General features: G+C 69.2%; 11 protein-coding genes. 6 read left to right on the forward strand and 5 right to left on the reverse strand.

Annotated features, from left to right (window positions below; translation table 11 throughout):
* The first annotated feature begins 76 nt into the window (after positions 1–76).
* The 5 genes from PKD06_RS02325 (at position 77) to PKD06_RS02345 (ending at position 5314) form a co-directional block, all read left to right on the forward strand.
* Positions 77–811, forward strand: a complete 735-nt coding sequence (locus PKD06_RS02325; protein WP_324377398.1) for an SDR family oxidoreductase — start codon at positions 77–79, stop codon at positions 809–811.
* A 119-nt stretch (positions 812–930) separates the two neighbouring features.
* A complete protein-coding gene (locus PKD06_RS02330; RefSeq protein WP_324377344.1) occupies positions 931–1776 on the forward strand; it encodes a fumarylacetoacetate hydrolase family protein in 846 nt (281 codons plus the stop codon).
* Positions 1777–1826: 50 nt separating this feature from the next.
* Positions 1827–3104, forward strand: coding sequence for an L-fuconate dehydratase (locus PKD06_RS02335; protein ID WP_324377346.1), 1278 nt, complete (start codon positions 1827–1829; stop codon positions 3102–3104).
* Positions 3105–3233: 129 nt separating this feature from the next.
* On the forward strand, positions 3234–4517 hold the full coding sequence (locus tag PKD06_RS02340; protein ID WP_324377348.1) for an MFS transporter: 1284 nt from the start codon (positions 3234–3236) through the stop codon (positions 4515–4517).
* Between the two features lie 191 nt (positions 4518–4708).
* On the forward strand, positions 4709–5314 hold the full coding sequence (locus tag PKD06_RS02345; RefSeq protein WP_324377350.1) for a hypothetical protein: 606 nt from the start codon (positions 4709–4711) through the stop codon (positions 5312–5314).
* Between the two features lie 26 nt (positions 5315–5340).
* Here PKD06_RS02345 and PKD06_RS02350 read toward each other — a convergent pair whose 3' ends face one another.
* The 3 genes from PKD06_RS02350 to PKD06_RS02360 form a co-directional block, all read right to left on the reverse strand.
* On the reverse strand, positions 5341–5799 hold the full coding sequence (locus PKD06_RS02350) for a DUF192 domain-containing protein (protein ID WP_324377352.1): 459 nt from the start codon (positions 5797–5799) through the stop codon (positions 5341–5343).
* An 11-nt stretch (positions 5800–5810) separates the two neighbouring features.
* The gene (locus PKD06_RS02355) at positions 5811–6392 is read right to left on the reverse strand and encodes a cold-shock protein (RefSeq protein WP_324377354.1); all 582 of its coding nucleotides are present in this window, start codon (positions 6390–6392) and stop codon (positions 5811–5813) included.
* Positions 6393–6502: 110 nt separating this feature from the next.
* The gene (locus PKD06_RS02360) at positions 6503–7276 is read right to left on the reverse strand and encodes a Sir2 family NAD-dependent protein deacetylase (RefSeq protein ID WP_324377356.1); all 774 of its coding nucleotides are present in this window, start codon (positions 7274–7276) and stop codon (positions 6503–6505) included.
* Positions 7277–7342: 66 nt separating this feature from the next.
* Between PKD06_RS02360 and PKD06_RS02365 the strand changes: the two genes are divergently transcribed.
* Entirely contained in the window at positions 7343–8311 is a 969-nt protein-coding gene (locus PKD06_RS02365; RefSeq protein ID WP_324377358.1) for a heparan-alpha-glucosaminide N-acetyltransferase, read from the forward strand.
* Positions 8312–8330: 19 nt separating this feature from the next.
* Here the strand turns inward: PKD06_RS02365 and PKD06_RS02370 are convergent, their stop codons facing one another.
* Positions 8331–9248, reverse strand: coding sequence for a metal ABC transporter substrate-binding protein (locus PKD06_RS02370; RefSeq protein ID WP_324377360.1), 918 nt, complete (start codon positions 9246–9248; stop codon positions 8331–8333).
* Positions 9249–9264: 16 nt separating this feature from the next.
* Positions 9265–9928, reverse strand: a 664-nt coding sequence (locus PKD06_RS02375; protein ID WP_324377362.1) for a metal ABC transporter permease, incomplete at its 5' end; no start/stop codon positions are given.

Genomic DNA, 9928 nt, shown 5'->3' on the forward strand with positions numbered 1-9928 from the left:
GAACGGCGCGCGGCGCTCCCGATGTAACGGCGGGGGAACTGCCCGTGGAGCCGTCATGATTTGCAGGGAGCAGGCGATGGGGGGGAAGCTGGAAGGAAAGACCGCGCTGGTGACGGCCGCGGCACAGGGAATCGGGCGGGCGAGCGTGCTGGCTCTCGCCGCCGCCGGCGCGCGGGTCCACGCGACCGACATCAATCTCGATGCGCTGAAGGACCTCGGCGGCGTCCCCGGGATCGTCGTCCATAAACTGGACGTGCTCGACGACGAGGCCGTCGCCTCGCTGGTCGCCGGGATCGGGGCTGTCGACATCCTCTTCAATTGCGCGGGCGTCGTCCATGGCGGCTCGATCCTCGAGATGAAGGATTCGGATTTCGACTTCGCCGTGGACCTGAACATCCGCTCCATGATCCGCACCATCCGTGCCGTGCTGCCGGGGATGCTGGAGCGCCGGGACGGCGCCATCATCAACATGGCTTCTGTCGCCTCGAGCGTGAAGGGCGTCCCGAACCGCTTCGCCTACGGCGTTACCAAGGCCGCCGTGATCGGGCTGACCAAGGCGGTCGCCGCCGATTACGTCGGCCAGAACATCCGCTGCAACGCCATCTGCCCGGGCACGGTGGAGAGCCCTTCCCTCCAGGACCGCCTGCGCGCCCAGGGGGATTACGAAACCGCCCGCGCCGCCTTCGTCGCGCGCCAGCCCATCGGCCGGATCGGCCAGCCGGAGGAGATCGGCGATCTGGTCGTCTATCTCGCCGGTGCGACCTACACGACCGGCCAGGCCGTCAGCATCGACGGCGGCTGGACGATCTGAGCCTCGCCCGGCCGGGATCCGTGGCCGCGACTGACGTGATCCGGCTTTCCACGGACAGCAACCTGTCGATCATGCCGCCGGTGTCCTGAGACATCGGCGTGACCCGAGGAGAAAACGCCATGAAGTTTCTGCGTTACGGAGAGCCGGGCCAGGAGAAGCCCGGCCTGCTCGATGCCTCCGGCGCCATCCGCGACCTCTCGGCCCATATCGGGGACCTGTCCGGCGCGGCCCTGGACCCGGCCGCCCTCGCGAAGCTCGGCGCCCTCGATCCGAACTCGCTTCCCAAGGTGGCCGGCACGCCGCGCCTCGGCCCCTGCGTCGCCGGCACGGGCAAGTTCATCTGCGTCGGCCTCAACTATTCGGACCACGCCGCCGAGACGGGCGCGGCCGTGCCCTCCGAGCCGATCATCTTCATGAAGGCCACCTCCGCCATCGTCGGGCCGAATGACGACCTCGTCATCCCGCGCGGCTCGCAGAAGACCGACTGGGAGGTCGAGCTCGGCGTCGTGATCGGCCGGACGGCGAAATATGTCGGCGAGGACGAGGCGCTCGACTATGTCGCGGGCTATTGCACCATCCACGACGTGTCCGAGCGCGCCTTCCAGATCGAGCGCCAGGGCCAGTGGACCAAGGGCAAGTCCTGCGACACCTTCGGCCCGACCGGGCCCTGGCTGGTGACGAAGGATGAGGTCGAGAATCCCGAAAATCTCGGCATGTGGCTCAAGGTCAACGGCGAGACGATGCAGAACGGCTCGTCCAAGACGATGATCTACGGCGTCCGCCATCTCATCTCCTATCTGTCGACGTTCATGTCCCTGCGGCCGGGAGACATCATCTCCACCGGGACGCCTCCGGGCGTCGGCATGGGCATGAAGCCGCCGCGCTACCTCAAGGCGGGCGACGTCGTGGAACTGGGCATCGAGGGCCTCGGCAGCCAGAAGCAGAACGTCCGCGCCGACGCTTGAGGCGAAGCGCCTCCTCCCGCCTCGGCCGAGACCATCCCGGAGCTTTCAGCGTGACCAAGATCGTGGACATGGAGGTGATCGACCTCCGCTTTCCGACCTCGCAGCACCTCGACGGCTCGGATGCGATGAACCCGGACCCCGACTACTCGGCGGCCTATGTCGTCCTGAAGACGGACAGGCCCGGGCTCGAAGGGCACGGCCTCACCTTCACCATCGGCCGCGGCAACGAGATCTGCTGCGCGGCGATCGAGGCGATGCGCCATCTCGTGCTGGGGCTTTCGCTGGAGGAGGTGCGGGCCGATCTCGGCGCCTTCTGGCGCCACGTCACCTCCGACAGCCAGCTGCGCTGGATCGGGCCGGACAAGGGCGCGATCCACCTCGCCACCGGCGCCGTCGTCAATGCGGTGTGGGATGCCCTGGCCAAGATGGCCGGCAAGCCGGTCTGGCGGCTCGTCGCCGACATGACGCCGGAAGAGTTCGTGCGCGCGATCGACTTCCGCTACCTCACCGACTGCATCACCCCGGACGAGGCGCTCGCCATGCTGCGCGCCAAGGAGGCGGGCAAGGCCGAGCGGATCGCGCTCCTCGAGCGCGAGGGCTATCCCTGCTACACGACCTCCGCGGGCTGGCTCGGCTATGACGACGACAAGCTGCGCCGCCTGTGCCGGGAGGCCATCGAGGCCGGCTTCGACCACGTGAAGCTCAAGGTCGGCCGCGACATCGAGGACGACATCCGGCGGCTGCGCATCGCCCGCGAGGTCATCGGGCCGGACCGGAAGCTGATGATCGACGCCAACCAGGTCTGGGAGGTCGACCAGGCGATCGACAGTGTGAGGAGACTCGCCTTCGCCAAGCCGTGGTTCATCGAGGAGCCGACGAGCCCCGACGACATCGAGGCCCATCGCAAGATCCGCGAAGGCGTCGCGCCGGTGAAGGTGGCCACGGGCGAGATGTGCCAGAACCGCATCATCTTCAAGCAGTTTATCATGCGGGGCGCGATCGACGTCGTGCAGATCGATTCCTGCCGCCTCGGTGGCGTGAACGAGATCCTCGCGATCCTGCTCATGGCGGCGAAATACGGCCTGCCGGTCTGCCCGCATGCCGGCGGCGTCGGCCTGTGCGAATATGTCCAGCACCTGTCGATGATCGACTTCGTCTGCGTGTCGGGAACGCGCGAGGGCCGGGTGATCGAATATGTCGACCACCTGCACGAGCATTTCAAATCGCCCTGCATCGTTCGGAACGCCGCCTACATGCCGCCCGGCGATCCGGGCTTCTCGATCGAGATGAAGCCCGGATCGCTGAAGGACTATCGCTTCGGCGGCTGACACCGGGCGCGGAAAGAAAAAGTCCAGGGAGAGTATCCCCGAAAGGAGTATCTCGACATGCATGCCCCAACACCCGCCAGGGTGGCGAACCATACGCCGCCACCGGCTGGAGCATCCCGCGTTCGCTACGTGATCCTAGGCCTGTGCTTCTTCGGGCTCGTGATCAACTATCTCGATCGGGCGAATATGAGCGTGGCGCTGCCCTATATCGACGCGGATCTCCAGCTCAACCTCTCCAATACGGAGAAGGGCCTGATCCTCGGGGCCTTCTTCTGGGCCTATGACGGCATGATGCTGGTCGCGGGCTGGTTCACCGACAAGGTGGGCTCGCGCCGGGCCTTCACCTTCGCGGCCATCTGGTGGTCGGTCTTCACGGCCCTGACCCCGCTGGCGCGCAGCTTCTGGGGCTTCTTCGGCTTCCGCTTCATGCTCGGGGCCGGCGAGGCGCCGGCCTATCCGGCCTCGACCAAGGCAGCCTCGCGATGGTTCCCGGTGAGCGAGCGCGCGCTGTCGACGGCGGTGATCGATTCCGGCTCGCGCGTCGGGACGGTCCTGTCGCTTCCGGTCGTGACGGCCCTCATCGCCATGACGACCTGGCACTATTCCTTCGTCGTGCTCGGCGCGGTGGGCATCGTCTGGGCGGGGCTGTGGTACTGGTACTATCGGGACCCGGCCGAGCATAAAGGGGCCAACGACCTCGAACGCCGCTACATCGCCGAGAATGGCGGGCGCACGGACGAGAACGACGACAGCGAGGCGACGAAGATCCGCTGGTCGCAGCTTTTCGGCTACCGGACGGTCTGGGGCATGATGCTCGGGTTCTTCTGCCTGAATTTCGTGATCTATTTCTTCCTGACCTGGTTCCCGGATTACCTGAAGAACGCGCGCGGGCTGAACCTGAAGGAACTCGGCACCCTCGGCATGCTGCCGGGCCTCGCCGCGGTGATCGCCGGCTGGGTGGCGGGCGCCTATGCGGACCGCCTCATCCGCGGCGGCACCGACGTCACCCTGGTGCGCAAGACCGTGATGGTGGGCGGCCTCCTCGGCGGGGCGGCGATCCTGCCGGCCGCTTTCGCCTCGTCCATCTATCTCGCCCTGTTCTTCCTCGCGATCTCCTATTCGAGCCTTGCGGTCGCGGCGACGGGCATCTGGTCGCTGCCGGCGGATGTCGCGCCGAGCTCGCGGCATGTCGCCTCGATCGGCGGCATCCAGAACTTCGCCTCGAACATTGCCGGCATCGTGAGCCCGTTCATGTTCGGCTTCCTGCTGGACAAGTTCCACGGGGACTACACGCCGGCTTTCGCGCTGGCGGCGGGCTTCGCGGTGCTGGGCGCCTGCTCCTACGCCTTCATCGTCGGACGAGCCGAGCCGCTGCCGCTTCCGGCCGGCGCGGCGCTCCCCGCCCGCCCGTAAAACGGAGCCGCCGCCCGGACGCGTCCGGGCGGCGGCTGGTTCTCGTTTCCCATGCCGGAGAGACTCGCCGGCCGCCGGCGACGATGTCGCAGGGATGGCGGCCTTGGGCGCATGGATGTACGGCGCGACCGCGGCGCCTCTTTTCAAGGGCGGCGGGGGCGGTAAATAGACCCTCGGACTTCGCCATGCGGATGAGCGCGCGCCTCCTCGTCATCCTTGCCGCCCCCTGGATCGGGGCGGCCAGCCTTTCCTCCGGCGCTTTCGCGGGCGAGCCTGGGCGATTGCCCACCTTCGTCCGCCTCGATCGCGCGGGGGGCTTCGCGACGGCGAGTGTATCCTCCGCCCTGCCGCCGGTGCCGGACCTGATCCCGGTCCTGCCCGACCGATCCCCCTGGGCGCGATCCGCCCCGGACCCGTCCCGTCTGCGCGTGATGACGGTGACGCCGTCCCTGCCGGCCGTCTCCGCGCTGGAACTGTCGAGGGAGGAGGACGGGGAGGAGCCGCTTTCGCGTCCCGGGATGCTTTCGACGCGTTTCGTGACCATGCCGAGCCCGGTGCCCGTCCTGAAGAGCCATTCGCTCGGGCCTCATCTGCGGCCGGATGCGGAATTCGACCTGAGCGACAGGACGTCGATCGGCTTCATCGGCAAGTTGGACGGTTTCGGCACGAGCGACGTGACGTCGCTTCTGAGCAGGAGCCTGCCGGCGGTTGCCGGCGCGAAATCATCCGCGGCGCCGGTGGCGCGGCCTCGCGAGATCGGATTCGGCGCGACGCTGGAGTTCAAGCTGGGCCAGTGAGCCCGGGATTCGGAGCAAGCGGTCCCTCAGCGCTTCAGCCGCGGATGCTCCACCCGGTCGCCCGGCTCGAGGCCGAGGCGGCTCGCCGTTCCGGCGCTCACTTCCAGCACGAAGGGGACCGGCTCCCCGGAGGAGATGACCCGCGTCGAGAGCGGCTCGGTATTCCGGGCGATCCGGGCGATGCTGCCATCGGCCCGCAGGAAGAGCATGTCGAGCGGAATGTAGGTGTTCTGCATCCACATCGACACCATTTCGGTCTTGCCGAAATCGAACAGCATGCCGTGATCGGCGGCGAGGTGGCGCCGGTACATCAGCCCCTGGGCCCGGTCGGCATCGGTATCGGCGACCTCGACCAGGAAGGGATGGCGGCCCGAAGCCGAGACGATGGTCAGGGCTTCGAGACCCCGGTCCTGCGCCTGGGCGCGCGCATCGGCGCTCCCGGCGAGGCAAAGCGCGAGGAGCGAGAGGCACAGAATGCGGACCATGGCCTTCGCCCTCAATGCGAAGAGGGAAGCGCGCTGTCCTGGAGGCGGATCTCGGCCGCCATCGTGCCTTTGCAGCCGTCGCCGTAGCGCACGAGCACGCGGTCGCCCGGCTTCAATTCGGCGATGCCGAAGCGGCGCAGGGTCTCCATATGGACGAAGATGTCCGGCGTGCCGTCGCCCCGCGTGACGAAGCCGAAGCCGCGCAGGCGGTTGAACCACTTCACCGTAGCCTGTTCGAGCCCGCTCGTGGGCGTCACGGTGACGTGGGTGCGCGGCAGCGGCAGCTCGGAAGGGTGCAGGGCGCTGGATTCGTCGAGCGAGACGATCTTGAGCGCCTGGAGGCCACGCGGGCGCTTCACCGCCTCGACCACGACGCGGGCGCCTTCATGCGCGCCCTGGTAGCCGTCCCGCCTGAGGCAGGTCACGTGAAGGAGGACGTCGGGAAGGCCGCCGTCGCTGGCGATGAAGCCGAAGCCCTTGGCGACGTCGAACCACTTGATGCGGCCCGAGACGCGGAGGATCTCGGCCTCGCCGGGCTGCTCGCCCCCGCTCTCGTGAGCCTCTGCCTGGTCTAAGGCACGCTGATCCGACATGGCCGCTCGTTTCGAATCATCTACGCTTGATTCGTTCTCACGATAGCATCGGGGCGGGGCCGGGAAAGGCGCAATTGCCGCCCGCCCCTGTCCGTCAACAGTCCTATGAGTCAATGCGTCGCACAGAGCGGGCCGAGCACGGCGCCGATCTCCCCGCGGATGACGACGTCGGCGATGTCGTCGAGGGCTGTCGCCTCCCGGTTGACGATCACGAGCCGCGCGCCGCCCTGCTTGGCGAGCCGGGGGAAGCCGGCCGCGGGAAGAACCTGGAGCGACGAGCCGACAGCGAGGAAAAGGTCGGCCTGGCGCGTCCATTCTCCCGCCTGCGCCATCGCCCTTCCGGGCATGGCCTGGCCGAAGGAGATCGTGCCCGATTTGACCGGCTCGCCGCAGCTCGTGCAGCGCGGCGCCCGGCCCGAGGATTCGAAATCGGCGCGGACCGCCTCCAGCTCGTGGCGCAGGCCGCAGCCGAGGCACACGGCGTAGGTGCCGTTGCCGTGTAGCTCGACGAGGCGGTCCTCGGGCACGCCCGAAGCCTGGTGCAGCCCGTCGATGTTCTGCGTGATGATGCCGGGCGAGCGGCCCTCGTGGACGAGGCGGGCGAGGGCGGCATGGCCTGGTCCCGGCCTCGCGCCCCGGTGGAGGTCGTCTATCGCGAATTTCCGCCGCCACGCCTCCCGCCGGGCGGCCTCGCTCGCCACGAAGAGGGCGAAGTCGATCGGCTTGTTCGTCAGCCAGGGGCTGCCCGGCGAGCGGAAATCGGGAATGCCGCTCTCGGTGGAGATACCGGCCCCGGTGAAGGGCACGATGCGCCCGGCATCGGCGAGGAGGCCGGCCAGCCGCCGGGCGGCGGGGTCCGCTGGCTTTGTCGAAATCTGCGCCATGGCGCGCTCGGCCTCCCGATCCGCGATTCGTTGCCAAACGGAGCGCGGGGCGAATAAGTCGCCCCGATGAGCGTTCTCGACAATACCGCGCTGGAGGGCAAAGCGGGGAGCGGGTCCCGCCTGCCGGCGATCGACATCGCGCGCGGCCTCGCGGTCGTCGCGATGATCGTCTTCCATACGAGCTGGGACCTCTCGACGCTCGCCCTCGCCGATCTCGACCTCGCCGGCTCGCGGGGCTGGAGCCTGTTTGCCCGCGCCATCGCGGCGAGCTTCCTGTTCCTGGCCGGGATCGGCCTCTCCCTCGCGCACCGGGACGGCATTCGCTGGCGGCATGTCCTGCGCCGCCTCGCGGTGATCGGGGCGGCGGCGGCGGCCGTCACGCTCGGGACCTTCATCGCCTTCCCGCAGGCTTATGTCTTCTTCGGAATCCTGCACAACATGGCGCTGTCGAGCGTCCTCGCCCTGCCGTTCCTCCGCCTGCCCCGCATCGTCGCGGCCCTCGCCGCCCTCCTCGTGCTGGGCCTGCCCCATTTCGTGTCGGGCGGGGTGTTCGATCTTCCGGCCCTGGCCTTCCTGGGGCTCGGGCGCGTGCCGCCCAACACCTATGACTGGGTGCCGGTCTTTCCCTGGACCGGCTACCTCCTCGCCGGCATCGGCATCGCGCCGCTCCTTCTCGGCCTCGTTCCGCGCGGGGCGGGCGGCCGGGCGGGCCGCGCCCTCGCGACGCTCGGGCGCTACAGCCTCGTCATCTATCTCCTGCACCAGCCGCTGATCTTCGGGGCCCTCCTCGGCCTGCGCGAGGTCACGGGGCCGAATCCGGCGGCGGAGGCGGGACCCTTCCTGCGCTCCTGCACCCGGTCCTGCCAGGAGCAGGGCCAGAGCGAGGCGCTCTGCCGCGCGACCTGCACCTGCACGGTCAAGGCGCTCCGCCGCGACGGCACCTGGCCCGCCATCCGCGACGGCCTGGCCCAGCCGCAGGACGTGCAGCGGGCGGGCGAGCGCGCCTCCGAATGCCTGAAGAACTCCTCGTCCTGAAGGGCGGGGACCCTGGCGGCTATTTCGCCAGGGCGGCGGCGAGCGTCCTCGCATTGTGCCGCATCAGGGCGGGATAGGTGGCGGCGGGGCCGCCGGGCTTCGAGAGGGCGTCCGAATAGAGCTTGCCCCCGATCGCGGCCCCGCTCTCGCGGGCGATCTGCTCGATGAGGCGCGGATCGGCGACGTTCTCGAAGAAGAGCGCCGGAATCTTTCCGGCCTTGATCTGGCGTACGATGCGGGCGACGTCCTTTGCGGAGACGTCGCTCTCCTTCGACACGCCGCGCGGCGCGATGAAGGCGAGCCCGTAGGCCCGCGCGAAATAGGCGAAGGCGTCGTGGTCGGTGATGACGCGCCGCCGCGCGGGCGGAATGCGCCCGATCTCGGCCCGGACCTCTCCGTCGAGGCGCTCCAGTTCGGCGAGATAGCGCGCCGCATTGGCCTCGTAGACGGCGCGGCCGGAGGGATCGGCCGCGATCAGCCCGTCGCGGATATTGGCGACGTAGATCCGCACATTGGCGACGTCCTGGAAGGCGTGCGGATCGGCGCCGTGGGAATGGCCGTGATCGTGATCGGCCGCGAGCGCCTTGATGCCGCGCGTGGCCTCGATCGTCGCGGCCTTGGTGCCGGACGCCTTGACGAGGCGCTCCATCCAGCCCTCGAAGCCGAGCCCGTTCATCACCACGAGCCGCGCCTGCGCGACGCGGCCGGCATCGGCGGGGGAGGGCTCGAAGCTGTGGGCGTCCTGGTCCGGCCCGACAAGGGAGGAGACCTCCACCCTGTCGCCGCCGATCTCGCGCACGAAATCGGCCAGGATCGAGAAGCTCGCCACCACCGGCAGCTTTTCCGCCGGCGTCGCCTCCTGGGCGCGGGCGGGAGCGAGGCCGGCCGCCAGCAGCAGGGCTGCCGCCAGCAGCGTGTCGCGGCGTGTGGGGCGCATGGTGTCCGTCCTTTGCCTATCCCGTGAAATGGCGTCCGGCACGGCCGTGGGCGAGGGCGCCGCGCGGTCCGAGGAAGAGGGAGAGCAGGTAGGCGGCGCCCGCCGCGAGGATGATGGCGGGCCCCGAGGGAACCCCGAAATGGTAGGAGACGAGGAGGCCGGCGACGCTCGAGGCCGCGGCGAGCGCGATCGCGGCCCCGATCAGGGGAGCGAGGCCCTGCGCCCAGAACCGGGCCGCGACGGCCGGCAGGATCATCAGGCCGACCGCGAGCAGGGTCCCGAGAGCCTGGAAGGCCGCGACGAGGTTCAGCACCGCGACGGCGAGGAAGGAGAGATGCGTCAGGGCGCTCGCCCGCCCCGAGAGCCGCAGGAAGAGCGGATCGACGCATTCGATGACGAGCGGGCGATAGGCGACGGCGAGCCAGGCGAGGGTCGCGCTCGCGACGGCGCCGAGGAGGAGGAGGGCATCGTCGCCGAGCGCCAGCACGCTTCCGAAGAGGAAATGCAGGAGATCGACATTCGAGCCGCCCATCGAGACGATCGTCACGCCGCCCGCGAGGGACAGGAGGTAGAAGGCGGCGAGGCTCGCATCCTCGCGCAGGACGGTGTGGCGGGCGACGAAGCCCGCCCCGATCAGGATGCCGTTCCAGATGCCGCTGCCGACGATGGTGTAGCCGATG

Origin of the sequence: Enterovirga sp. (assembly GCF_035325185.1) — a bacterium.
GTDB lineage: Bacteria > Pseudomonadota > Alphaproteobacteria > Rhizobiales > Beijerinckiaceae > Enterovirga.